Source organism: Acinetobacter sp. FY683 (assembly GCF_059515885.1).
The window spans coordinates 64,013-86,926 of the sequence record NZ_JCAKNA010000012.1 but is presented as its reverse complement, the minus strand read 5'-3'; the positions used below and the strand labels follow the sequence as shown (position 1 = coordinate 86,926).

Below are 22,914 nucleotides of genomic sequence, written 5' to 3'. Positions count from 1 at the left end.
ATGAACAAATTATTTCAACTCAAATATATTCTGTTAATGATTAATCTAGCCTTCGTCAGGTCTAGACGCTGTGATAAATCACAGAACTTAATAAACAAGATCTTCGATCTCTTTTACTAAATTCTATAATCTAGCAACTTATTTTAATGTATGGTGGAGACTAGGAGAGTCGAACTCCTGACCTCCTGCGTGCAAAGCAGGCGCTCTACCAACTAAGCTAAGTCCCCAGCTTATCATATAGATTCGATGTCTCTGTGTTCTGTACTAATTGCTTAGGTAATCAGATTTGGTGGGTCTGACAAGACTTGAACTTGTGACCCCACGCTTATCAAGCGTGTGCTCTAACCAACTGAGCTACAGACCCTCAGATACATCTTCATGAAGAACAACTTGTTGTGGATTCTTACCAATCGTCAATCTTTCGTTAAGGAGGTGATCCAGCCGCAGGTTCCCCTACGGCTACCTTGTTACGACTTCACCCCAGTCGTCGGCCACACCGTGGTAAGCGTCCTCCTTGCGGTTAGACTACCTACTTCTGGTGCAACAAACTCCCATGGTGTGACGGGCGGTGTGTACAAGGCCCGGGAACGTATTCACCGCGGCATTCTGATCCGCGATTACTAGCGATTCCGACTTCACGCAGTCGAGTTGCAGACTGCGATCCGGACTACGATCGGCTTTTTGAGATTAGCATCCTCTCGCGAGGTAGCAACCCTTTGTACCGACCATTGTAGCACGTGTGTAGCCCTGGTCGTAAGGGCCATGATGACTTGACGTCGTCCCCGCCTTCCTCCAGTTTGTCACTGGCAGTATCCTTAAAGTTCCCACCCGAAGTGCTGGCAAATAAGGAAAAGGGTTGCGCTCGTTGCGGGACTTAACCCAACATCTCACGACACGAGCTGACGACAGCCATGCAGCACCTGTATGTAAGCTCCCGAAGGCACCAATCCATCTCTGGAAAGTTCTTACTATGTCAAGACCAGGTAAGGTTCTTCGCGTTGCATCGAATTAAACCACATGCTCCACCGCTTGTGCGGGCCCCCGTCAATTCATTTGAGTTTTAGTCTTGCGACCGTACTCCCCAGGCGGTCTACTTATCGCGTTAGCTGCGCCACTAAAGCCTCAAAGGCCCCAACGGCTAGTAGACATCGTTTACGGCATGGACTACCAGGGTATCTAATCCTGTTTGCTCCCCATGCTTTCGTACCTCAGCGTCAGTATTAGGCCAGATGGCTGCCTTCGCCATCGGTATTCCTCCAGATCTCTACGCATTTCACCGCTACACCTGGAATTCTACCATCCTCTCCCATACTCTAGCTTCCCAGTATCGAATGCAATTCCTAAGTTAAGCTCAGGGATTTCACATCCGACTTAAAAAGCCGCCTACGTACGCTTTACGCCCAGTAAATCCGATTAACGCTCGCACCCTCTGTATTACCGCGGCTGCTGGCACAGAGTTAGCCGGTGCTTATTCTGCGAGTAACGTCCAAGCATCTAGAGTATTAATCTAGAGCTCCTCCTCCTCGCTTAAAGTGCTTTACAACCAAAAGGCCTTCTTCACACACGCGGCATGGCTGGATCAGGGTTCCCCCCATTGTCCAATATTCCCCACTGCTGCCTCCCGTAGGAGTCTGGGCCGTGTCTCAGTCCCAGTGTGGCGGATCATCCTCTCAGACCCGCTACAGATCGTCGCCTTGGTAGGCCTTTACCCCACCAACTAGCTAATCTGACTTAGGCTCATCTATTAGCGCAAGGTCCGAAGATCCCCTGCTTTCCCCCGTAGGGCGTATGCGGTATTAGCAGCCGTTTCCAACTGTTGTCCCCCACTAATAGGCAGATTCCTAAGCATTACTCACCCGTCCGCCGCTAGAAATCAGTAGCAAGCTACCTATTCCCGCTCGACTTGCATGTGTTAAGCCTGCCGCCAGCGTTCAATCTGAGCCATGATCAAACTCTTCAGTTTAAAATCAGTAGTACCTTTAAAGGGTACCAATCTTGGCTCATCAATTTTCTGACAAATATTTCTCAAATAAACTTCGAGTAATTTCTACCATTAAATCAATGAAAATAATTTCGATTGATCAACCAGTAAAAATCCACACAAGTTGTTCTTCATAATCTCTTAATGATCTTCTTAAAGCCTCGTCAGCTTTAAGACCAACCCAACCACTTAACGTTTCGTTTCATGCATTGCGTTCGTGTGCTGCGTATTCTATACAGTTTCAAAACAAGAGCAACCCCTTTTTCAAATAAAATCATAAAAATCCATTCACATGATTACTTTTCATACAAAATATCCAAATTAAGGCAAAACCACCGTTAAAATCGACCAAAAAATATCCACATCAATGTCTTTATATAAAAAAACCACATCATCTGTGGCTTTTCATATCGTTATTATTTATTGCTCTGCAAGCCAAGTCATAAACTTTTGTTTTTCCGCTTTTGTAGATTTTTTCCAAATCTGAATTAAGCGTTGATCTTGTATATTTAAATTTGACCGTTCTTCATTTTTTGAAGAGTTCAGATTCGCTTGAGCAGTGTATTCAGGTGATGGTTGTGAAATTACTTGATTTCTACCTGCTAATTCACCTTCAACAAATAAATTACTCACAACTCCCAAATTTGATGACTTAGCACCCTGTTGTTTTACCAATAATTGATTCTTACTATTATATAAACCAAATATTGGTTGCTTTGCATAATCTCGAGCTGCATCTACATTTTGTGGATTATCTATAAGTGATAAAACGTAATTCTGATTATCATCTAATAATGGCGTTTTAATATTTACGATATTTGATCGAATAATTTCATGAGTTCCAATATTTTTATTTTCTTCAAAATATTGGGTATATCTTACAGAAATTACATTTTCACCTACTTTTAATTGATGTGAATTTTTCTTAGAGCTAAAGATACCACTATTCACTTCCTGCCCATTAATCGCCGCGACTTTAATTTCTTCTGGTGTAGTTAATGTAATTGCAGCAAATGCAGGTATATTCATCATGAGTAAAGTTGCAAAAACAGACCATCTTTTTTTCATTAATACATATCTCATCATTTTAAGTTTGTCGAAACTATGAATGAGCTTAATGACACTTTCATTACAATGATGAATCACTTTATTTTTAAATAAAAAAAGAGTGCCTTAGCACTCTTTTCCGATTAAGTAATACTACTTAAATGATTTAAAACGTTCTGCATCATCCATAAATGCTTTTTCACCTGCAGGCGCTTCGATAGAACCAAATACAAGCTGGGCACGTAACTTCCAATGCGCTGGAATATCAAATGTTTCTGCAACTTCCGCATCAACAATTGGATTGTAATGTTGCAATGATGCACCAATATTTTGTTCTGCTAACGCTGTCCATACAGCAAACTGTGCAATTGCTGTCGAATGTTCAGACCAAATTGGAAAGTTATCTGCATACGCTACAAAGTTTTCTTGTAAACCTTTAACTACAGCCTGATCTTCATAAAATAAGACCGTACCCTTACCTGCAGCAAAGCTTTGAATTTTAGCTTCTGTTGGTGCAAATGCATCAACAGGTACAATTTTACGTAAAGTTTCTAACGTAATATTCCAAAATTTAGCATGCGACTCACCAAACAATGTCACCACACGTGAAGTTTGTGAGTTAAATGATGATGGACTTAAGCGTACTGCTTGTTGAATTATTTCTTCAATTTCTACATCTGTTTGTTCTAAATTTTTTCCAATTGCATAAATTGTACGGCGTTTTTCTATATGTTTTAAAAATGACATTAAAGTTCCTCTTTGATCTTAAGATCAAGCTTTATTCGTTAAACATATTTTATTGTTTTTAATTTTTAGATAAATACCCAATTTCATTACATTGTGTTTTATTAATAGAACAATCTATCAATATTTAAACATTTAACTATGATAATGAGGCACATAAAATATCAATTATATGCACCTCGATTACTCATTCAAATTAATAAAAAATCTTAAATTGTTGTTGATAGTCTATATGTAGTTTTTCATCCACTTCTTGCTCAATAGAACCAAATACAAGTTGAGCTCGCAACTTCCAATTGGTATCAATATCAAAAGCCTGTGCAACATCCTCATCAATAATTGGATTGTAATGCAATATGGAAGCACCCATGTCTGAATCTGCCAATGCTGTCCATACGGCGAATTGTGCCATTCCAGAGGTTTGTTCAGACCAGATTGGAAATTCATCCGCATCAAAAGGGCGTTTCTTTTGTAATTTCTTAATTACAGACTGATCCTCATAAAATAAAACAGTCCCATACGCCTTTAAGCTCTGATCAATTTTAACTGCAATACCTGCAAATATATGATCTGGAACTATTTTACGTTGCATATCTCTCACAATACCCCAAAATTTAGAATGTGATTTCCCATACAAAACCACAACACGAGTACTTTGTGAGTTATGTGCCGAAGGACAGCTACGCACAGACTCTTGAATAAGTTCAGTAATATAAGTTTGGCTAAAGCGAATCTTATTACCTAGTCGATTAACATTCCGTCGCTTTTTAAGCTGATCAATAAACGTAAGCGTATCTTCAGATTCATTGTTTTTCTTCTTCAACTTAAAGTCTTTTGTAATATCCGACGTTAAAACATGACCAATTTTATCTAATAATGCCATTACCTTCTTTTCCCCAAAAATCGGCATGAATATAATCTTTATTGTAATAACTTTATTTTCAATTACTTATCTATAAAACTTGCGACTGATGTTTTTTAAAACAGTTACTTAGCTCAAAAACAATAAACTCCGCATTTAGCGGAGTTTATGTGATGTAACCAACAATCTATTTAAAAATAAATATTTTTTATTTATCTGTTTCAAATAGTGCTGCCACAAATGATTTAGCTGAAAATGGACGTAAATCATCAATCTTTTCACCCACCCCAATAAAGCGAATAGGCACATGTGTACGACTTGCGATATTAAATAATACACCACCTTTTGCCGTACCATCCAACTTAGTAATCGTAATACCTGTTAAGCCAACTGCTTCATCAAACATTTCAACTTGATTAATTGCATTTTGCCCAGTACCTGCATCTACAACCAACATCACTTCATGTGGTGCTGTAGCATCACTTTTTTGCATCACACGCTTAACTTTAGTAAGTTCTTGCATAAGATGACCTTTGTTATGCAAGCGTCCAGCAGTATCTGCAATCAGAACATCTACCCCTTTTGCACGCGCACTTTCAAAAGCATCAAAAATAACAGAAGCACTATCTGCACCATGACCTTGTGCAACAACAGCAACATCATTACGCTCACCCCAAATTTGAAGTTGTTCAGTTGCCGCTGCACGGAAAGTATCCCCCGCCGCAAGCATTACTTTTTTACCTTCGCCTTGAAGTCGTTTTGCTAATTTACCAATGGTTGTTGTTTTACCAACCCCATTTACACCCACTACCAAAATTACATACGGCGATTTGTTAGGATCGATATGCATTGGTTTTACACGTGGCTCTAATAAAGCAACTAATTCTTCTTGCAATGCTTTATATAAAGAGTGCGAGTAAATCAAATCTCCACGATTTGTACGTTCCGTTAAGTTTGCAATAATCGTTTTCGTTGCTTCTACACCAATATCAGCAACAAGCAACTGCTCTTCAACTTCTTCTAATAACTCATCATCAATTTCTTTACCACCAATGAGAATATTAACCATACCATCGGCAAGGTTTTTACGTGTTTTGGTTAAGCCGTTTTTCATTCGGCTAAAGAAACCACCTTTTGCCTTTGCTTCTTCTTGTGCAACTTCTGTCGAAACACTTTCTACTGTTGGCACTTTTTCAACAATAGGCACATTAATTGAAGGTAAATTCGGTAAAGTAACATCGTCATCACCGATGTCAGCATCAATTAAAAACTTACTCTGCCCATTAGATTGCTGTTGCATGCCGAATCCCTAAAAACACTGCATTAAAATAAAAATGAAAGTCTAGCATAAACCATATAGTTTTACGTTGTATTGATTTACATAGATTTACCCAAAGATAAGCCCTATCGATCCTCAATAGACAAAGCAGGAAGCTCAGTTGCTTTACCAACTTCCACTTGATGAGCATGCATTAGGCGAAGATATTGACCAAAAATAATTTTAGGGTGCTGTAATAGACGCTCTGCCATTTCTTGGCTTTCAGGATATATCGGTTGACTAGCTATCATTCTAATTTGCTGAAATCTATCTGTATCTATAGGACGATACAAAGCAACTGTCGAAAGTAGCAAAATAATTGAAATAATAAAGATAATGAATGCATTATAAATTTGCTCAAGCCTTAACTGAGCATAAAATTGCTTAATTTTTTGAATTTTACTGTACATGACTTACCTCGATTAAGAGGTAGTTTATGGTTGTCTTATATTATTCTCAAGGTATTCAGCTCAATTCTATCTATATTTCTAGCTAAAATTGAGCCCGAAACCATATTTAATGTAAAACTGGTGCTAGGAAAACAAAATATAAGACAACAGCAACAATCAACAATACACCGCACATCATTTTGACATAAGTTGAATTTTCATCTTCATGATGATGTGGATTCTCGTCTATCGCTAAACGCTGTAATTCATCATTATAGGTTTGATAAAACTCTGCTCGCTGCTCAACATTTAATTCACGCGTATAATCATAAACACGTTTTCTTTGTGCAAGACAAAAATCCCCCAAACGTAATTCGTTATGATAAATCGCCTCATCTAATTGTTTTCGATGTAATTGTGCTAAACCGATAACTTGAGCTTTAATTGGCGGTAAATCTAAAGAAAGTCCATCTATTGTTGGTGCCATTTTTATTCCTCTTTTTTTGTAATAATTACTTAATAAATCGTTCATACATCACACATACGATTATTATTTAATCATTTAAACCTAAATTAATATGACTTTCAAGGTTATTTGATTGACAATTCAAGCAATTTGTAATAATAGTTTAATAATAGAGTGTTAAAAATATCTAAAGACTCAAGATTGGTCTTTATAGTTTGAACATAATTACAATAAGGAGTTATATATGATTCAACAATTCTCTCAACAAGACTTAGAACATGTTTACGCAGATGCGGTAAATACAATCCAATACGAAATGAACTTTTCAGAAGCAGTCTCACAATTGGAAGGTGCAGCACGAGCTGGGCATGGTAAAGCGGCAATGTTTTTAGCAGAACTTTACTATCAAGGTTTCCGCGTAGAACGTGATTCACTTAAAGCGCAATTCTGGCAAAACCTAGCCACCATGCAAGCATAATGAAACGTCACTTAGGTGGCGTTTTTTATTACCTTTTTCATATAATTTTACGATTTTACGCAAAGCTTAAACAATACTGTCATTAGTAGCCTTTACAATATAGTCAAACAAACAACTAAGAATGATTATGTACAAGGTGAATCAATTAGATCCTTTACCCAAAGATTTTTTTCTAAAAATCACTATTTTAAAATCGATGATGTATTGTGGCGTACTTTGGGGTTTATATCATGAGGGTTGGGCAATGACGTCCGACCAAGAACATCATATCTTCCCCTTTTGGCTAAGCTGCTCACAAGCACAAATACATTCTCAAAAAAATTGGCCAAATTACATACCACGTAGAATTCCACCTGAGGACTTCCAAAAATCCCTATTACCTACGCTAGCCCGCTTAAATGTAACGCCAACGCTATACGACTCGAACCATCAAAAATTTAAATTTAGCTCGCAACTAATGAAATATTTTTTCTTCAACAATCCAGATAAATTACTTGCGTAGCAACATTAAATGCTTATATAAACAATACAAGGGCATATTTAATATTCACAATTTCTGACGATAAATGTCTTTGTATTTATAAGATTTCACGTTAAGTTGAAGTAAACCACAAGAACAATGAGAAGAGGATAAATTTTAATGAGCAATGTAGCACATGTTTTAAAAGATAAAGGTAATATTGCTATATATACCGTAAAACCAAATGCAACCGTACTTGAAGCAATTAAACTCATGGCTGAAAAAGGTATTGGTGCACTTGTTGTAACTGATGATAACGACAAAGTTGTAGGTATTCTGTCTGAGCGTGATTACACACGCAAAGTTATACTTATGGAACGTACCTCTAAAGATACAACTGTTAGTGAAATTATGACTGCCAAAGTTTTAACAGTAGAGACAACTACAACCGTGAAAGAATGTCTAAAATTAATGACAGATAAGCATTTACGTCATTTACCTGTTGTTGAAAATGAAAAGCTCATTGGTCTCATTTCAATTGGGGATTTGGTTAAAACAGCAATGGATGACCAGAAAAAGTTAATTGATCAGTTACAGCAATATATTTCGGGTTGATTATTTGTTCAAAATAACCTGTTTTCATTATCAGTAAATGATTCCTACTGTGTCACTTGCTTAAGATGCATGAAACAACATATTAAAAAGCCCCGAAACTTTCAGGGCTTTTTAACGTCAAAACTTAATTCAAACCCAATTTATCTGCAACGTAGTCAGAGTCTTTATCACCACGACCCGATACATTTACAACAATTTTTACATCTTTAGGCAACTTCCCTGCTTCACGAATTGCCCATGCTACTGCATGTGAGCTTTCTAGTGCAGGCACAATACCTTCTACACGTGAAAGTGTCATAAAAGCATCTAAACATTCCTGATCTGTTGCCGTTGTATATTCAACACGACCCAAATCTTTTAATAAACTATGCTGAGGCCCCACACCTGGATAATCCAAACCAGATGCAATTGAATGCACAGGTAAAGGTTCACCTTGCTCATCTTCAAGAACATAACATGCCATACCATGAATTTGACTTGGCTTACCTAACGTCAAAGTCGCTGAATGCATATTTGTATCAAGCCCATGACCAGCGGGTTCCACACCCACCAGCTTTACATTTGGCTCATTCAAAAATGCAGTAAATGCACCAACGGCATTTGAACCACCACCCACACATGCAACAACATAGTCAGGATTTGCACCAAAACGCTCATTGGTTTGAACTTTAATTTCATCACCAATAATAGATTGGAAATCACGCACCATCATTGGGAAAGGATGTGGACCAACCACTGAGCCAATCGCATAAATGAAGTTTTTCGGATCTTTTAAATATTCATCAAAAGCACTATCCACAGCATCTTTTAAAGTTGCTGTGCCACGCGTTACAGAAATTAAATTTGCACCCAAAATTTTCATTTTCACAACATTTGGATGTTCTTTTTCAATATCTACTTGCCCCATGTGAATTTCACATGGAATACCCACAAGTGCACACGCTGTTGCCAATGCCACGCCATGTTGACCTGCACCTGTTTCTGCAATCACTTTAGTTTTACCCATGTATTTAGCAAGCAATGCTTCACCTAAACAATGGTTAATTTTGTGTGCACCCGTATGGTTTAAATCTTCACGCTTTAGATAAATTTGAGCACCGCCCAATTTTTCAGATAAACGCTTTGCATGGAACAATGGACTTGGACGCCCCACATAATGTGCAAATAATTCATTTAATTCATTTTGAAATTCGGGAGTTTTACGAATTTCTTGATAGGCAACGTTAATATCATCCATTGCTTGTTTCAAATCAGGCGGAATAAATTGACCACCGTAATTACCAAAAAATCCATCTTCATTTGGCAAAGCAATGCCATTAATTTGATGATCCATAACGATCCTTAAACTTTCAATGTATATCAATAAAAAAGTGGTTTTATCATAAAACGATTTTGAGAAAATCTCTAATCACTCTAGATAAAACCACGTATAAATGTTTGGAATCAGCGGGCAAGATATTTTGTTAGATCTTCAACACCTTTGAGCGTCATTGGATACATCTTATCTTCAAAAATTTGCTTAATAAGTCCAATGGTCTGTGTATATTGCCAATAACTTTCTTCTTCAGGATTTAACCAAGCTGTTTTTTCAAAATGCTGACGCAAACGCTGTAGCCAAACATGCCCTGCTTCATCATTCATATATTCAACCGAGCCACCTATAGATTGTAGTTCATAAGGTGCCATACTTGCATCACCAACGACAATGACACGGTAATCTCGCCCATAAGTATTAAACAAATCCCATGTATTCATACGTGAAGATGATCGACGAATATTATCTTTCCACACATAGTCATATAAACAGTTATGAAAATAGAAATATTCAAGAGTTTTAAATTCCGTTTTAGCGGCACTAAATAACTTTTCACACTGAGCGATATGCGAATCCATAGATCCACCAATATCAAACAACATTAAGACCTTAATACGGTTGCGACGCTCAGGTACAAGTTGAACATCCAAAATACCCTGCTTTGCAGTTTCACGAATCGTGCCATCAATATCAAGCTCTTCGGCTGCACCTTGACGGGCAAATTTACGCAAACGACGTAATGCCATTTGCATTTGGCGTGTACCAAGAATCTGCTCATCATCTAAATTCCGATATTGGCGTTGCTCCCATACTTTTACAGCAGAGCGTTTACGTCCAGGTCCACCAATACGCACACCTTCAGGATGATCCCCATAAGCACCAAATGGTGATGTACCACCCGTGCCAATCATCTTGTTACCACCTTGATGCTTTTTATGTTGCTCGCGTAAACGCTCTTCAAGCATTTTCATCAATTCTTCAAGTGAGCCTGCTTTTTTCAATTCTTCACGTTGTTCAGGCGTTAAATGCTTTTCTATCAGTTCTAAATCGAACCAATCTTTTGGGAGTTTATGAACTTGATTAAGTAAATCATCTAAATCGAATGTTGAAATTCCATCAAAATAATCTTTCATCGCACGGTCAAATTTATCGAAATAACGCTCATCTTTAACCATGATGGTTTTAGCAAGTTGATAAAATTCCTCTTGATTCGCAAATACTAGACCTTCTGCTACAGCCTGATTTAAATCTATTAACTCGCGTGTTGAAACAGGCACACCATATTTTCTTAATGTATAGAACAATCTTACAAACATGATGAGCTTATTCCTTTTATTCAACCTAAACTATAATTGCATATTTGCAATAATTCTCTTTGTATTATCATTAAATGCCGATTATGAGTAAAGCGAGATTCATAGACGAGCCTGTCATCTTCACTTCAAAAATGAAGTAAATTTTGACAAGAAATAAATGATGATTAAGTTTGAATTATTTTTATACGATATAAAATATGAGGAGAAATCTTTATATCAACATATAAAAAGCCCCATAATTTGGGGCTTTGAATGATCCATTACAGCTTTTCAACTAAAATTCTATCTACAAGCTTGTTTCCAGTTTGCTTTTCATGGTTTTTACGGCGCACTTTCAGAACTTTCTCTTCTTGCAAATCTTGTAGCATTAATTCTACTGCTACCATAGCTTCAAGTTCTAAATCTTGCCCAATCCACTTTTGCTCACCAGCATCCATTAATACGATTTCATCATTTATTTGATCATACAGGCTCATAATTTCCTCACTTATCGCATTTAAACAGCATTTACTACCGAATGAATGGGCACACTATATACCTATTGATAAAAACTGCAACGTGTTCTGTGTTTCAATGATTTCAAATGATATAAACTGCGCTTGAAATACGAGATAATGACTATAAACTCAACAATAATGTGCCAATATTTCTCTACTACCACATAAAAGAAGTCTTAAATGAAGTTTAATCAAAAAATTATCTTTTCAACTGCCTTAGTTCTTTCATCAATTAGCATGACAACTCACTCTAAGCCAACTCAATTTTACAAACCGTATAAAAGCACTGAAACGGTTGAAAACATTCAACCTCGACTGTATAAAATTAATGATTTAAGAGTAAATTTAACAAGTCGTATGGAACGACCTAAATATTTAAATCAGGAAAGTATGACAACTCTTTATAAAGAAAAAATTGAAAGTAAATTAAAAGAAAAAAATATGCTTGCTGATGAAAACACAGTCATGCCAATTCATTTAAATTTAGAAATTAATCACAAACGTGTATTTATGGGCGAAGGTTTTTCTAGAGTTGGTAAAGAGGTACTTGTAGGTAATTATGCCTCTGGTGAACTTCAATATAATGCTACGATTACAGCCCACAATGTAGAACTTGCAAATTATAAATCGGAAAAATATATTGGTATTGGCAACCAAGGTACTTTCGGGAAAATATTTAGAGACTTAGCAGGAAAAGGTAAACCTGAACATGAGATAATGGATGTAGATGCTTTTTCTAATAAAATAGTCAATGAATTACCAAAATAAAAAACCGCCTCAATTGAGGCGGTTTTTTATTTCATGCTTAAAATATTAAGCAGTAATTTCTTTTACAGCCGCTACCACAGCTTCAGTTGTAATACCAAAGTGTTGGTATAAATCTTTCGCAGGCGCAGATTCACCGTAAGTTGTCATACCAATTACGCGACCATCTAAACCAACAAATTTCCACCAGTAATCTACATGTGCAGCTTCAACAGCTACACGTGCACGAATGGCAGCAGGTAGAACAGCTTCACGGTAAGCCGTGTCTTGCTTAACAAATTCTTCAGCACACGGCATAGAAACAACACGCACACCTTCAAGTTGTGCATGAGCTTCCATTGCAAGTGAAACTTCCGAACCTGTTGCAATAATAATTGCTTTTAATTCACCTTTTTCTTTCGCAAGAACATAACCACCTTTCGCAACATCAGCAATTTGAGCATCTGTACGGGTTTGGAATGGTAAGTTTTGACGAGAGAAAATTAATGCTGTTGGACCTTCAGAACGTAACAATGCAGACTTCCACGAAATAGAAGCCTCTACAGTGTCACATGGACGCCATGTATTTAAGTTTGGTGTACCACGTAAAGATGCGATTTGCTCAACAGGTTGATGTGTTGGACCATCTTCACCAAGACCGATTGAGTCATGTGTATATACATGAATCACACGTTGTTTCATCAATGCAGACATACGTACTGCATTACGCGCATATTCCATAAACATAAGGAATGTTGCAACGTAAGGAATGAAGCCACCATGAAGTGCAACACCATTTGCAATTGCAGTCATACCAAACTCACGTACACCATAGTGAACGTAGTTACCAGCAGCATTTTCCTGAACGCCTTGAGCACCTTTCCAAAGTGTAAGGTTAGAACCAGCTAAGTCTGCAGAGCCACCTAGAATTTCTGGAAGTTGTGGTGCAAATGCTTGAATTGCATTTTGACTTGCTTTACGTGTAGCAATTGTTTCTGCTTTTGCATTTACTTCAGCAATATAAGCATCTGCAGTTGCAACAAAGTCAGCAGGTAAATCACCAGATAAACGGCGTTTTAACTCTGCAGCTTCTGTTGGGTATTTTTCAGCATACGCAGCGAATGTTTTATCCCATTCTGCTTCTGCATGTTTACCTTTCTCTTTAGCATCCCATGCTGCATAAATATCAGCAGGAATTTCAAATGCTTCTTCTGCCCAACCTAATGCTTTACGTGTTAAAGAAATTTCATCGTTACCTAATGGAGCACCGTGACAATCTTCTTTACCTTGTTTGTTTGGAGAGCCTAAACCAATAATTGTTTTGCAAATAATGATGGTTGGTTTAGTCGTTTCAGCTTTTGCTTCCAAAGTTGCAGCACGCAAAGCATCGTTATCATGACCATCAACTTTAAGAACTTGCCAACCGTAAGCTAAGAAGCGTTGTTCTGTATCGTCAGAGAACCAACCTTCCACTTCACCATCAATTGAAATACCGTTGTCATCGTAGTAAGCAACCAATTTACCAAGACCTAAAGTACCGGCTAATGAACATGCTTCATGTGAAACACCTTCCATTAAGCAACCATCACCAAGGAAGCAGTAAGTGAAATGATCAACAACTTTAATATCATCTTTGTTGAATTGAGCTGCTAATGTTTTTTCAGCAAGTGCAAAACCAACAGCATTTGCAATACCTTGACCTAAAGGACCAGTTGTCGTTTCAATACCTGGTGCATAGCCTAATTCTGGATGACCTGGAGTTTTAGAGTGTAATTGACGGAAAGATTTTAAATCTTCAATAGAAAGGTCATAACCCGTCAAATGTAACAATGCATAATGAAGCATTGAACCATGACCATTAGACAATACGAAACGGTCACGGTTAGCCCATTGTGGGTTTGATGGATTATGATTTAAAAATTCACGCCAAACTACGTCAGCGATATCTGCCATCCCCATTGGAGCGCCAGGATGTCCTGAGTTTGCTTTTTGCACAGCATCCATTGCCAATACACGAATTGCATTTGCAATACGACGTTCATTAAGCGGGGTTGTCATAGGTAGTATCCAGATATAGCGTTTAAATAAGTTAAAATGAATATAAATTCAAAGATAGGTCTATTGTCTTAAAAAAATACCCTAGCGTAAAGTGTGATAAACAACATTTATCCATTAGATACACAAAAGATTAAAAAACAGCCTATTTTTTAGCATAAAAGTCATTTTTAAATTTTTTAGCATGCTTTACTTTATTCCTATTAATAAAAGTAATGATTACGCAGAAATACAATATTTTTATTATTTATCAGTATTACAAATTACAATATCAATTAAATTGATTAAATATTAGATCAATTTCAATACTTTTCGATAAGTTAAACTAGTCCACAATGTAAAGAAGTTGTACTATATTGCAACTTTAGAATTTAACTGTGTTAGGACTTATGCGCGAGTACGCTGTATTTACTTCAGAATCTGTAAGCGAAGGCCATCCTGATAAAATGGCTGACCAAATTAGTGATGCAATTCTGGATGCAATCTTAAAAGAAGACCCGTATGCACGTGTTGCATGTGAAACGCTTGTAAAAACGGGTGCGGTAGTACTTGCTGGTGAAATCACAACAACTGCGAATGTCGACTTTGAAGCAATTGTTCGTAATACTGTAAACGGTATTGGTTACCACCATTCAGATCTTGGCTTTGATGGCTCTACTTGTGCCGTTCTAAATATGATTGGTAAACAATCACCAGAAATCGCACAAGGTGTAGACCGCCAAAAACCTGAAGATCAAGGTGCTGGTGACCAAGGTTTAATGTTCGGTTACGCAAGTCGTGAAACTGATGTGCTTATGCCTGCGCCTATTTCATACGCACACCGTTTAATGGAAAAACAAGCTGAGCTACGTAAACAAGGTACACTTTCTTGGTTACGTCCAGATGCAAAAAGCCAAGTCACTTTTGCATACGAAAATGGTAAACCTGTACGCTTAGATGCTGTTGTACTTTCAACACAACATGATCCTTCTATTACTCAGTCTCAATTAAAAGAAGCTGTAATTGAAGAAATTGTGAAAAAAGTGATTCCTGCTGAAATGTTCCATGCAGAGACTAAATTCCATATCAACCCAACAGGTATGTTCGTAATTGGTGGCCCTGTAGGTGATTGTGGTTTAACAGGTCGTAAAATCATTGTAGATACTTACGGTGGTATGGCACGTCATGGCGGTGGTGCATTCTCTGGTAAAGATCCATCAAAAGTTGACCGTTCTGCTGCTTATGCAGGTCGTTATGTAGCAAAAAATATTGTTGCTGCAGGTCTTGCTGATAAATGCGAAATTCAAGTGTCTTATGCAATTGGTGTTGCTGAGCCTACTTCTATTTCAATCAATACATTCAATACTGCTAAAGTATCTGAAGATTTGATTATTGCCTTGGTTCGTGAACATTTCGATTTACGCCCATACGGCATTACGCGCATGCTTGATCTTATTCAACCAATGTATCAACAAACTGCTTCTTACGGTCACTTCGGCCGCGAAGGTTCAGATACTGCATTTACATGGGAAAAAACAGATAAAGCTGAAGCACTAAAAGCTGCTGCTGGTCTTTAATCTTTAGATTTTCTAGAAAAAGCCTGCATTTATGCAGGCTTTTTTATTTCATATTTATTTGTGCTTATCACTAATGATTTGCACAATACTGTGTGTTATTGGTATTTCTCTGTGATCTGTAAAATATAATTGCGTCATTTTAAGAATAACGACAAGCACCAAACAAGTTATCGAACAAAAAATCCAAAAACCATAAGGGCTTCTAATATTATGTGAACCACAATTTTGACATTCTTTTTCTGACGCCGTAACCGCTTGATTACAGCAGCCACAACGATACTGTGTAGATAACATAGAACCTCCTCACTCTCTTTATTTTCTTTTTTTATTTTTATTACACAGTTTAACTAGCTGTGTTCAATAACAATATTTGATTATTAATTAATCATCAAGTTTCATTTATTAATTTTTACATAACAACACAAATATGTCAGTTTAGAATTTAGGTGTACAATCCACCACTGTAAAGGAGCTAAATATGATTCAGTTAATTAAGAAAGGTGGTTTAAGAGAAAGAGCAAATCGAAGTCGCAAATACCTTGGCTCAGAAAACACCGAAACAACATTACAGCCAAATACATATAGGAATACACAAAAAAAAGAGGAAACCATTGTTCCCTCATCTTTAGAGCATTTGAAATCTAAACAAAAAAGTGATTAAAACATAGCAAAAGCTTCATAGCACAGCACAATTGCGAATATTAAAAATAAACAGCCCGATAATACATCGATATATGCACCTGCTCGCTGATAAGCATCTTTAATTTTAGGTTGCGATACAATCATCATTAAGATTACAAATGTAATAAAGGTTTGAATAGGAATAATGAAAGCCAATTGAGATTTTAAATACGCTCCGGCATTTGCACTTAATGCTAAGGAAAATACACTACTAAAATAAATTAATGTTTTAGGATTCGCAAGATTCGTAAACAGTCCCAATAAAAAGTAATTTTCTTTCTTCTTTTCTACAACCATCTCTTCTGTTATTTGTACTTTTTCTTTAAGTAACTTTAAACCACCTCGCAACATCGCCCAGCCCATTTTTGCTAAAAATAAACTCCCGATAAACATTAAAACCTGTTGAATCCATGGAAACTGTTGTATTAATACTGTAAAGCCGAGTAATGTTAAAACTACCCAAACCACAATACCCACAGAAATACCTAAAATAATTTTTAATGTATTTGTACGTGTTGTAGATGCTGCACTTTTTGCAATAAGTAAAACATCGGGACCTGGACTTAATTGAGCAATAAAGTGAAGTAAGCAAATCGTGATTAATAAAGACATTTTCTATCAAAGCAAATAGGTTCTAAGCATTATAATGCTAGCTGTACCAACAATCGTTTAATTAATTATAATTTTTAAAAATAGTATGATTAAACCAAAATTATTAATGCCAAGCTCTGTCTAGGACTGTAAAAAAGAAACTTAAACGTCCCTTTTTTACAGCATATTTTAATTTATAAGGTTAGCAACTCGAATTGCTTCCCTAATATCATCTTGGTTAAATTTCACCGAAATATTTTTTTCATCAAACACATCATACTCATGTCGCTTATGATTAAGACCATTAAATGTGATCTTAACATTATCACTTTCCATTTGGTAATGCGGTGATATCCCCCTTCCAGTTTCTCCAAACTTAACGCTATCACATTGGTTTTGTAGCATATTCTCCAAAACACTTGTTAAATAATTAGCCCCAATACTGTAAATACCATGTCCCCATGATAGATTATTATTTGTCAACACAATGCCTCCCCCTTTATCTTTTATACTATTTAATATATACATAAAACTGGTAAATACAATATCCTATAAATCAAATTTAACACTAAAAAAAAGCCCAACTTTGCTAAGCTGGACTTTCATATACTTTAAGTATTATAAACTTTCTACTTACAATTAATTAACATCTTTGAAATTGTTTACATCTTTAACATCTTTCATGCCAATTTTTTTTGCATCAGGTGTAACTTCACGCGCCTCACCTTCAATAATTGTAGAATCATGACCACCTTGATGATTCTGCATATCTTGCATCTGGCGCATCATATCTGCAAAAGGATTTTGACCTTGAGCACCGCCCATACCATTCATATCGCCCATCATGCCACCCATCATTTTATTCATCATGGCTTGTTGACGTTTCATCATGGCGTTCATCATCGCTTGCTTAAAGATATTTTGCACACCAGGAATTAAAATAAGTACAGCTATCACATCTGTAATTAAACCTGGAATCATCAATAAAAAACCAGCAATAATTTTAGGTAAATTTCCTGTTAAAGCAGGATCTGCGCCCATCTGCCCCATTTGCATTTGTTGCATCTGTGGCATTACACCAGCTGAATATTTACGGATCATATTCAAGCCAATAAAAAATGCAGCAACAAACCAGAAGAAGACATACCACATACTGCCAACTAGGTCACCTACGCCAATCCATACCAAAACTTCTAGAATTAAGCCTGCTAATACAATAAGAAATAATTTCATGAAAATTAATCTGATCTCAATAAAATAAATAAAGTTTACCGATCAACTGCTTAACTACTATCAAGCTTTTTTGATGCGTTTTTATAACAATATGGGCATTCTAAAATTTTTAAAGGGTTTAAATTAAATCATGACCTATTTTTTTTAAATAATTTAAAAAATCTAATATTTAAAGCAGCAAAAAGTTCAGATCAGCTCAAGAATTATTCTTTACTTCAAGCTTTTATGAAAATACATACCATATTCATTGCCCTTATTATAATATTCATATTACATCCTTATATTATCCTTATAAATTCATGGCATTAATTATTGGTATTGACCCAGGTTCTCGCCTTACAGGCTACGGTATTATTGAACATGAAGGTTCAAAGCTCCGCTTTATTGATGCAGGAACAATTCGTACTGAAATAACAGAAATGCCTGAGCGATTAAAGCGAATTTTTGCTGGAATTGATCGTATTGTTAAATTCCATGGTCCTACCGAAGCAGCTGTAGAACAAGTTTTTATGGCACAAAACCCAGATTCCGCTTTAAAACTAGGTCAAGCTAGAGGGGCTGCCATTGCCGCCCTTACCAATTTGGATTTAAAAGTTGCGGAATATACAGCACGCCAAATCAAGCAATCTGTCGTTGGTTATGGCGCTGCAGATAAAGAACAAGTTCAAATGATGGTGATGAAACTTCTCGATTTAAGTATTAAACCTCAAGCCGATGCTGCCGATGCTTTAGCTGCTGCAATTTGTCACGCACATGCCTCTGGCAGCATGAGTAAACTTGCAGTTTTAAATGCTCTTGGCGGAATGGCACGTGGTCGAAGTAGAAGCTCTAGCCGCCGTAGATAATCTTAAATCACATAAAATTGCCTTCATTTATGAATACATGAAGGTAAAAATTCTTGAAAAATAAAGTAATAATTTATAGAGATTAAAACCTGATAGCATAAACATTCAAACATAAAAATAAAATTGAATCTGTCAGGATAAATAAAATGAAACATCTCTTTTTATTAGCACTGCTTTCAACGCCTTTCATTATTTCAAGTTATGCTCATTCTGGAATTTATCTTCAAAATTATGAAGCTCCACAAATTGTAAAATATGGCGTAAATACTGTTGTCTTTATAGAGCCTAAAAAAAATGCCTGTTTGAAAAAAATGTGTGCTGTTGTCACCCCTAAATGGAATTCTAGTGAACCTAAAAAATTACAATTAAGAAGTCATGTTGCACAATCACATGTCAATATTAGCTCCGCATCTATTCTTATTGATGGACAAGAAATAATTTTAAATACTGAAAAAGGAACAATATTAAGTGAAAATTTAGATGGTAGTAATAAGTTAAGTATGCAAAATCATTATGCACATTACGACATTATTGACAGAATTATCAGTGCTCAAGAGGCAACTATAAAAATACGAACCGCCAATGGAGAAACTGAATCACTTATCAAAACAAAGGGATTATTAAGCCAACAAGGGGAAGTCTTTGAAGCTTTTAAATCCAAAGTAAATTCAGAAAAGTTAAAACTAGGTATTGAATAACTCCAGCTTCTAAATTTATGAGCACTTATAACTTTAAATGTTGTGCAAAATCTTTTTTCATTTCTCGTATAGAGGGTTGCTTAGGATAAGTGGCGATCAGTATTCTGCCACTAAAGCGAATATTTTTTTGCTGATTAGAATCTATACGGATAAAAACCAGTTCATCTAGCTCATTTCGATGATCAATCTCACAAATCATCATTGTTCCATTTCGCTCAATTACAGAAAATTGAGGAAAAGTGTTTTGAATAATTTGTTTAAATGATTGTTTTTTGGATGAATCTCCATCCATTTGTGTATACATAATCAGTGCAATACACAACAAAATCACCAACAAAACAATCGCATACTTATCCATTATTCTTCACGCCATAAAATTTAGATTACAATGTAATTACTTTGTATTAACTTTTCGATTTATCGTTTCATAAATTGCCTTAGGCATATTAAACGCCTGAATACCACACATTCCATTTTCAGCTAAACGATCCCCTGCAATAGCATGCAAAGTTACAATTTCATGTAAGGTAATTTCACTATCAAACTGTGCTTTTAAACTTGCGGCCATTCCCGATAAAACATCCCCCATTCCACCTGTTCCCATGCCCGAATTTCCAGCAGTACAAATCCAGAGTTTATTGTTTTCTAAAATTAGACTCCCTGAGCCTTTAAGCAACCATTGTCCACTATATTTTTCTTTTAGTGAATGAATGGCTTTTATTCGATCTTTTTCAATATCTAAAACCTGGCAATTTAAAAGTTTTGCAGCTTCGCCAGGATGTGGCGTTAAAAAAACTTTATCATTCATCTGTTGTGGATTTTCCGCCAAAAACCACAAAGCATCGGCATCTAATACAATGTCTAAATTTGATTTCAAAAGTAAATCAAACCACAAATTATATTGATTTTTAGCCCATTCATCACGCCCTAAACCCATGCCAAAACAAACAGTATCAATTTGGCTAAGTAAATTTTTAATCTCAATAATGCTTAGGCTATTTATATCTTTAAGCATAATATTTGGTGATCGTGCCAAAATAGCCACATGATGCCGTACATCACAAACTACTGTCACTTTTCCGGCACCTGCCGCAAAGGCAGATTCAGCCGCCATAATAACAGCACCGCCCATTTCAGCATGCCCACCCACAACTAAAACATGACCATAACTGCCTTTATGCCCAAAAGCTTTGCGTGCAGGTAAATGGATATTGGTTGATGCTAGTTGAGCAATTGGATGAATTTTTGAATCTAAAGGAATAAGAGAAATAGTGTCTATTTCACCTGTATATTCCTTAGCTTTTCCTGTAAATAACCCTGCTTTTAATGCCAAAACAGTAAAGGTGTAATCTGCTTTCACTGCGCAAGGCAAAGGCTGACCTGTATTGGCTTGTAAACCACTAGGAATATCAATTGCAATTTTAAGAGCATTTTGAGCATTAATGCTATGAATCACTTCTTGCCATTTTTCATCTAATTGACGGTTTAATCCAATACCAAATAAAGCATCTACAAAACAGTCATATTTATGTTGAAAACTAAAACCTGATATTATTTTGATCTTCTCTTCTTTTGCTTCTTTATATGCACGATGTAAATCTTGTGAATCACCTAATTCAGCAGTATAAATATCAACATCAATTCCTTGGAGTTTTAAATATTTAGCAACCAAATAACCATCGCCTGCGTTATTCCCCTGCCCACAACACACAGCAACACTTGAAACTTGATGGTGATTAAACAAAGATATAAGACGCTGTGAAATTGACCAAGCAACTTGTTGCATTAAGCCATAAGAACTATTTTGACGAGCAAACCAACGCTGTTCCCATGCTTGTATATCGTAGCTATGATAAACTTGCTGATGCATTGTTATTCCTTCTTATTTCATTATGACATCATCCACAGCCAGTCAAAAAATTCCTGTCAATCAACAGGATCCTGAAGCGCTTAAGGCGTGGATTAAAGCTCAAGCTTTAGAACTTGGCTTTGCTGATTGTGTCATTGCACGTCCAGATGCTCAAGAAGAATTACCACGTTTACAAGAATATTTAGATCGTGGTTATCATGCGGATATGCACTTTTTAGCAGAAAATTTAGAGAAACGTGCCAATCCAACACTCTTAGTCCCGAATACCAAAAGCATCATTTGTGTGCGTATGAACTATTTGGTTGAATCACCAAAGCCTCGTTATGTACCCAATGAACCAAACTCTGCCATTATCGCGCGCTATGCACGTGGACGTGATTATCATAAAACCATGCGGGGTCGCTTAAAAACTTTAGCTTCTCGCATTCGTGAAAAAGTGGGAGATTTTGAATCTCGTCCTTTTGCAGATTCTGCGCCTATCTTTGAAAAATCTTTAGCTGAAAATGCTGGAATGGGATGGACAGGTAAACATACTCTTCTTATTCATAAAAAATCAGGCTCATTTTTTGTTTTAGGTGAATTGTTTACATCGCTCGATTTACCCTTTGATTTGCCTACTACAAAACATTGTGGTTCTTGTACTGCATGTATTGATATTTGCCCAACTCAAGCCATTGTAGAACCTTATATGCTTGATGCACTCAAATGTATTGCTTACCTCACGATTGAGTATCAGGGCATTATTCCAGAAGAATTACGCCGTGGCATAGGCAACCGCGTATTTGGATGTGATGATTGCCAACTCATCTGCCCATGGAATGGCTTTGCAAAAACAACGCCTATTGAAGATTTCAAACCTCGAAATGGTTTAGATAAAGCTTCTTTACTTGAATTATGGCAGTGGGATGAAGCAACCTTTTTAGCTAAAACTGAAGGTAGTCCGTTACGTAGAACAGGCTATCAAAGTTTTATGCGAAATATTGCAATTGGCTTAGGTAACGCACCATTTAATCAAGCAATTATCGATAGTTTAGAAAAAAGTAAACTACAGCATGATGATATTGTGCAAGTCCATATTGATTGGGCAATTCAAGAACAGCAAACAAAGCAATACAATATTTGATTTTTTATTCATCGATATTCAAAAACTATA

Annotated in this window: 24 protein-coding genes, 2 tRNA genes and 1 rRNA gene; 9 read left to right on the top strand and 18 right to left on the bottom strand. The window is 36.4% G+C overall.

From position 1 onward, the window contains the following. Positions 1-151: 151 nt before the first annotated feature. The 9 genes from AC5YDH_RS08540 to AC5YDH_RS08500 all read right to left on the bottom strand — a co-directional run bounded on the left by AC5YDH_RS08540 (position 152) and on the right by AC5YDH_RS08500 (position 6,828). Positions 152-227: transfer RNA gene (locus AC5YDH_RS08540), tRNA-Ala, on the bottom strand. Positions 228-287: 60 nt separating this feature from the next. Beyond that, positions 288-364, bottom strand: a tRNA-Ile gene (locus tag AC5YDH_RS08535). 61 nt (positions 365-425) lie between these two features. Next, a 16S ribosomal RNA gene (locus AC5YDH_RS08530) occupies positions 426-1,963 on the bottom strand. 438 nt (positions 1,964-2,401) lie between these two features. Continuing rightward, entirely contained in the window at positions 2,402-3,049 is a 648-nt protein-coding gene (locus AC5YDH_RS08525) for a DUF2057 family protein (RefSeq protein WP_496118547.1), read from the bottom strand. Positions 3,050-3,181: 132 nt separating this feature from the next. Continuing rightward, positions 3,182-3,775 carry a nitroreductase family protein gene (locus tag AC5YDH_RS08520; protein WP_496118545.1) on the bottom strand — a complete coding sequence of 198 codons (594 nt, stop codon included), beginning with the start codon at positions 3,773-3,775 and terminating at the stop codon, positions 3,182-3,184. Between the two features lie 193 nt (positions 3,776-3,968). Beyond that, on the bottom strand, positions 3,969-4,655 hold the full coding sequence (locus tag AC5YDH_RS08515; RefSeq protein WP_496118543.1) for a nitroreductase family protein: 687 nt from the start codon (positions 4,653-4,655) through the stop codon (positions 3,969-3,971). A gap of 187 nt (positions 4,656-4,842) precedes the next feature. Beyond that, complete coding sequence (gene ftsY / locus AC5YDH_RS08510; protein WP_496118542.1) at positions 4,843-5,934, bottom strand: signal recognition particle-docking protein FtsY; 1,092 nt, start codon at positions 5,932-5,934, stop codon at positions 4,843-4,845. A 104-nt stretch (positions 5,935-6,038) separates the two neighbouring features. Further along, positions 6,039-6,362 carry a hypothetical protein gene (locus AC5YDH_RS08505; RefSeq protein ID WP_496118540.1) on the bottom strand — a complete coding sequence of 108 codons (324 nt, stop codon included), beginning with the start codon at positions 6,360-6,362 and terminating at the stop codon, positions 6,039-6,041. Between the two features lie 106 nt (positions 6,363-6,468). Then, positions 6,469-6,828, bottom strand: a complete 360-nt coding sequence (locus AC5YDH_RS08500; protein ID WP_496118538.1) for a hypothetical protein — start codon at positions 6,826-6,828, stop codon at positions 6,469-6,471. A 223-nt stretch (positions 6,829-7,051) separates the two neighbouring features. Here AC5YDH_RS08500 and AC5YDH_RS08495 point away from each other — a divergent pair, with 223 nt between their 5' ends. The 3 genes from AC5YDH_RS08495 (at position 7,052) to AC5YDH_RS08485 (ending at position 8,360) form a co-directional block, all read left to right on the top strand. Further along, complete coding sequence (locus tag AC5YDH_RS08495) at positions 7,052-7,285, top strand: hypothetical protein (RefSeq protein ID WP_496118536.1); 234 nt, start codon at positions 7,052-7,054, stop codon at positions 7,283-7,285. 127 nt (positions 7,286-7,412) lie between these two features. Beyond that, positions 7,413-7,787 (top strand): DUF2750 domain-containing protein, encoded by a 375-nt coding sequence (locus AC5YDH_RS08490; RefSeq protein ID WP_496118535.1) that lies wholly within the window; start codon positions 7,413-7,415, stop codon positions 7,785-7,787. 138 nt (positions 7,788-7,925) lie between these two features. Next, entirely contained in the window at positions 7,926-8,360 is a 435-nt protein-coding gene (locus AC5YDH_RS08485) for a CBS domain-containing protein (protein WP_496118533.1), read from the top strand. Positions 8,361-8,484: 124 nt separating this feature from the next. On the opposite strand, the gene trpB is transcribed toward AC5YDH_RS08485, so the two are convergent. The 3 genes from trpB to AC5YDH_RS08470 all read right to left on the bottom strand — a co-directional run bounded on the left by trpB (position 8,485) and on the right by AC5YDH_RS08470 (position 11,467). After that, positions 8,485-9,693 carry a tryptophan synthase subunit beta gene (gene trpB / locus AC5YDH_RS08480; protein ID WP_496118532.1) on the bottom strand — a complete coding sequence of 403 codons (1,209 nt, stop codon included), beginning with the start codon at positions 9,691-9,693 and terminating at the stop codon, positions 8,485-8,487. A 110-nt stretch (positions 9,694-9,803) separates the two neighbouring features. After that, entirely contained in the window at positions 9,804-10,991 is a 1,188-nt protein-coding gene (locus tag AC5YDH_RS08475; protein WP_496118530.1) for a vWA domain-containing protein, read from the bottom strand. Positions 10,992-11,251: 260 nt separating this feature from the next. Beyond that, entirely contained in the window at positions 11,252-11,467 is a 216-nt protein-coding gene (locus AC5YDH_RS08470; RefSeq protein WP_496118529.1) for a hypothetical protein, read from the bottom strand. A 201-nt stretch (positions 11,468-11,668) separates the two neighbouring features. Between AC5YDH_RS08470 and AC5YDH_RS08465 the strand changes: the two genes are divergently transcribed. Beyond that, the gene (locus tag AC5YDH_RS08465) at positions 11,669-12,256 is read left to right on the top strand and encodes a hypothetical protein (RefSeq protein WP_496118527.1); all 588 of its coding nucleotides are present in this window, start codon (positions 11,669-11,671) and stop codon (positions 12,254-12,256) included. Positions 12,257-12,301: 45 nt separating this feature from the next. Here the strand turns inward: AC5YDH_RS08465 and tkt are convergent, their stop codons facing one another. Next, complete coding sequence (gene tkt / locus AC5YDH_RS08460; protein WP_496118525.1) at positions 12,302-14,290, bottom strand: transketolase; 1,989 nt, start codon at positions 14,288-14,290, stop codon at positions 12,302-12,304. Positions 14,291-14,676: 386 nt separating this feature from the next. Here tkt and metK point away from each other — a divergent pair, with 386 nt between their 5' ends. Both metK and AC5YDH_RS08450 read left to right on the top strand, forming a co-directional pair. Then, positions 14,677-15,843 carry a methionine adenosyltransferase gene (gene metK, locus AC5YDH_RS08455; protein WP_496118523.1) on the top strand — a complete coding sequence of 389 codons (1,167 nt, stop codon included), beginning with the start codon at positions 14,677-14,679 and terminating at the stop codon, positions 15,841-15,843. A gap of 478 nt (positions 15,844-16,321) precedes the next feature. After that, complete coding sequence (locus tag AC5YDH_RS08450; protein WP_496118521.1) at positions 16,322-16,504, top strand: hypothetical protein; 183 nt, start codon at positions 16,322-16,324, stop codon at positions 16,502-16,504. Here the strand turns inward: AC5YDH_RS08450 and AC5YDH_RS08445 are convergent. The 3 genes from AC5YDH_RS08445 to AC5YDH_RS08435 form a co-directional block, all read right to left on the bottom strand. After that, complete coding sequence (locus AC5YDH_RS08445; protein WP_496118519.1) at positions 16,501-17,136, bottom strand: LysE family transporter; 636 nt, start codon at positions 17,134-17,136, stop codon at positions 16,501-16,503. The two genes, AC5YDH_RS08450 and AC5YDH_RS08445, sit on opposite strands and share 4 nt — an antisense overlap. A gap of 168 nt (positions 17,137-17,304) precedes the next feature. Further along, the gene (locus AC5YDH_RS08440) at positions 17,305-17,601 is read right to left on the bottom strand and encodes a hypothetical protein (RefSeq protein WP_496118517.1); all 297 of its coding nucleotides are present in this window, start codon (positions 17,599-17,601) and stop codon (positions 17,305-17,307) included. A 153-nt stretch (positions 17,602-17,754) separates the two neighbouring features. Then, complete coding sequence (locus AC5YDH_RS08435) at positions 17,755-18,348, bottom strand: FxsA family protein (protein ID WP_496118515.1); 594 nt, start codon at positions 18,346-18,348, stop codon at positions 17,755-17,757. Positions 18,349-18,647: 299 nt separating this feature from the next. On the opposite strand from AC5YDH_RS08435, the gene ruvC reads away from it, so the two are divergent. Then, positions 18,648-19,193, top strand: a complete 546-nt coding sequence (ruvC, locus tag AC5YDH_RS08430) for a crossover junction endodeoxyribonuclease RuvC (protein ID WP_496118513.1) — start codon at positions 18,648-18,650, stop codon at positions 19,191-19,193. 146 nt (positions 19,194-19,339) lie between these two features. After that, positions 19,340-19,891, top strand: coding sequence for a hypothetical protein (locus AC5YDH_RS08425; protein WP_496118511.1), 552 nt, complete (start codon positions 19,340-19,342; stop codon positions 19,889-19,891). Positions 19,892-19,916: 25 nt separating this feature from the next. Here the strand turns inward: AC5YDH_RS08425 and AC5YDH_RS08420 are convergent, their stop codons facing one another. Both AC5YDH_RS08420 and AC5YDH_RS08415 read right to left on the bottom strand, forming a co-directional pair. After that, entirely contained in the window at positions 19,917-20,249 is a 333-nt protein-coding gene (locus AC5YDH_RS08420; RefSeq protein ID WP_496118510.1) for a hypothetical protein, read from the bottom strand. A 36-nt stretch (positions 20,250-20,285) separates the two neighbouring features. Then, a complete protein-coding gene (locus tag AC5YDH_RS08415) occupies positions 20,286-21,761 on the bottom strand; it encodes an NAD(P)H-hydrate dehydratase (RefSeq protein WP_496118508.1) in 1,476 nt (491 codons plus the stop codon). Positions 21,762-21,783: 22 nt separating this feature from the next. Between AC5YDH_RS08415 and queG the strand changes: the two genes are divergently transcribed. After that, positions 21,784-22,884 carry a tRNA epoxyqueuosine(34) reductase QueG gene (gene queG / locus AC5YDH_RS08410; RefSeq protein WP_496118506.1) on the top strand — a complete coding sequence of 367 codons (1,101 nt, stop codon included), beginning with the start codon at positions 21,784-21,786 and terminating at the stop codon, positions 22,882-22,884. Positions 22,885-22,914 lie beyond the last annotated feature (30 nt).

Coding starts and splice junctions, on each gene's coding strand:
- AC5YDH_RS08525 (WP_496118547.1), bottom strand. CDS start 3,049: ATGAAAAAAAGATGGTCTGTTTTTGCAACTTTACTCATGATGAATATA.
- AC5YDH_RS08520 (WP_496118545.1), bottom strand. CDS start 3,775: ATGTCATTTTTAAAACATATAGAAAAACGCCGTACAATTTATGCAATT.
- AC5YDH_RS08515 (WP_496118543.1), bottom strand. CDS start 4,655: ATGGCATTATTAGATAAAATTGGTCATGTTTTAACGTCGGATATTACA.
- ftsY (WP_496118542.1), bottom strand. CDS start 5,934: ATGCAACAGCAATCTAATGGGCAGAGTAAGTTTTTAATTGATGCTGAC.
- AC5YDH_RS08505 (WP_496118540.1), bottom strand. CDS start 6,362: ATGTACAGTAAAATTCAAAAAATTAAGCAATTTTATGCTCAGTTAAGG.
- AC5YDH_RS08500 (WP_496118538.1), bottom strand. CDS start 6,828: ATGGCACCAACAATAGATGGACTTTCTTTAGATTTACCGCCAATTAAA.
- AC5YDH_RS08495 (WP_496118536.1), top strand. CDS start 7,052: ATGATTCAACAATTCTCTCAACAAGACTTAGAACATGTTTACGCAGAT.
- AC5YDH_RS08490 (WP_496118535.1), top strand. CDS start 7,413: ATGTACAAGGTGAATCAATTAGATCCTTTACCCAAAGATTTTTTTCTA.
- AC5YDH_RS08485 (WP_496118533.1), top strand. CDS start 7,926: ATGAGCAATGTAGCACATGTTTTAAAAGATAAAGGTAATATTGCTATA.
- trpB (WP_496118532.1), bottom strand. CDS start 9,693: ATGGATCATCAAATTAATGGCATTGCTTTGCCAAATGAAGATGGATTT.
- AC5YDH_RS08475 (WP_496118530.1), bottom strand. CDS start 10,991: ATGTTTGTAAGATTGTTCTATACATTAAGAAAATATGGTGTGCCTGTT.
- AC5YDH_RS08470 (WP_496118529.1), bottom strand. CDS start 11,467: ATGAGCCTGTATGATCAAATAAATGATGAAATCGTATTAATGGATGCT.
- AC5YDH_RS08465 (WP_496118527.1), top strand. CDS start 11,669: ATGAAGTTTAATCAAAAAATTATCTTTTCAACTGCCTTAGTTCTTTCA.
- tkt (WP_496118525.1), bottom strand. CDS start 14,290: ATGACAACCCCGCTTAATGAACGTCGTATTGCAAATGCAATTCGTGTA.
- metK (WP_496118523.1), top strand. CDS start 14,677: ATGCGCGAGTACGCTGTATTTACTTCAGAATCTGTAAGCGAAGGCCAT.
- AC5YDH_RS08450 (WP_496118521.1), top strand. CDS start 16,322: ATGATTCAGTTAATTAAGAAAGGTGGTTTAAGAGAAAGAGCAAATCGA.
- AC5YDH_RS08445 (WP_496118519.1), bottom strand. CDS start 17,136: ATGTCTTTATTAATCACGATTTGCTTACTTCACTTTATTGCTCAATTA.
- AC5YDH_RS08435 (WP_496118515.1), bottom strand. CDS start 18,348: ATGAAATTATTTCTTATTGTATTAGCAGGCTTAATTCTAGAAGTTTTG.
- ruvC (WP_496118513.1), top strand. CDS start 18,648: ATGGCATTAATTATTGGTATTGACCCAGGTTCTCGCCTTACAGGCTAC.
- AC5YDH_RS08425 (WP_496118511.1), top strand. CDS start 19,340: ATGAAACATCTCTTTTTATTAGCACTGCTTTCAACGCCTTTCATTATT.
- AC5YDH_RS08420 (WP_496118510.1), bottom strand. CDS start 20,249: ATGGATAAGTATGCGATTGTTTTGTTGGTGATTTTGTTGTGTATTGCA.
- AC5YDH_RS08415 (WP_496118508.1), bottom strand. CDS start 21,761: ATGCATCAGCAAGTTTATCATAGCTACGATATACAAGCATGGGAACAG.
- queG (WP_496118506.1), top strand. CDS start 21,784: ATGACATCATCCACAGCCAGTCAAAAAATTCCTGTCAATCAACAGGAT.